Below are 1,046 nucleotides of genomic sequence, written 5' to 3' on the forward strand. Positions count from 1 at the left end.
CCTAGATGAGTAATTCCAAGGGGTGGGGGTCTTGGCGGGATGGGGCGAGGGTGCCCAGAATCGGCGTTGCTACCCGTGTCGCCGAACCCCTGGAGGTCCGTCGTGGACGCCGATCTGGACACCCTCGCCACCGCACTGTACGTCACGGCCGATGACTTGTTGAAGGCCCATTCCGACCGCGCCCCGCACCGCCCACCGACCGGGATCGCACCGCGGATCACGGACGCGGAACTGATCACCCTGGCCGTGCTCCAGGCCCTGGGCGGGTTCACCAGCGAGGCCCGCTGGCTGCGCCACGCCGGGGTGCACCTGCGCCATCTGTTTCCGCACCAGCCCCAGCAACCCGGGTACAACAAACGCCTGCGGGCCCTGACCGACACGATGGCCTGGCTCATCGGGGTCCTGGCCGCGGACACGACCATCGCCGGTGACGACGTGTGGCTGGTCGACTCCACCCCGGTGGAGTGCGCCCGGTCGAGGGAAACGGTCAAACGCTCGGCCCTGGTGGGGTGGGCGCAGTACGGCTACTGCGCCTCCCACTCCCGCTACTTCTGGGGACTGCGCCTGCACCTGGTGGCCACTGTGCACGGGCTGCCGGTGGGCTGGGCGCTGACCGGGGCGAAGGCCGACGAGCGGGCGGTGCTCACCGAGATCCTCACCGGCACGCCCGGGCTGACCGATGCGCACCGGAGCCGGCAGCTGGTGATCGCCGACAAGAACTACTACGGCAAAGCGTTCGAGACCGAGCTGGAGGAGGCCGGGCTCGAGCTGCTGCGCCCGGCCCGGGCGGGGGAGGCACCCCGTCCCGGGTCCCGGTTCTTCAAGCCCCTGCGCCAGATCATCGAGTCCGTCAACAACACCCTCAAGGCCCACCTGGACCTGGAGCGCCACGGCGGACGCACCGTCCGTGGCGTCTGCGCCCGGATCGCCCAGCGGCTGCTGGCCCTCACGACCGCGATCTGGCACAACGACCGTCTCGGCACCGGGGTCCGTCGATCCCTGACCGCCTACGACCACTGACCACCCCTTGGAATTACTCATCTAGG

1 protein-coding gene is annotated in these 1,046 nt (G+C 69.7%); it reads left to right on the forward strand.

Annotated features, from left to right (window positions below):
- The first annotated feature begins 102 nt into the window (after positions 1-102).
- Complete coding sequence (locus tag ACPYN7_RS17995) at positions 103-1,020, forward strand: IS982 family transposase (protein ID WP_424348555.1); 918 nt, start codon at positions 103-105, stop codon at positions 1,018-1,020.
- The last annotated feature ends 26 nt before the right edge of the window (positions 1,021-1,046 follow it).

The sequence above is a fragment of the Kocuria sp. CH-021 genome (genome assembly GCF_049716185.1).
GTDB lineage: Bacteria > Actinomycetota > Actinomycetes > Actinomycetales > Micrococcaceae > Kocuria > Kocuria cellulosilytica.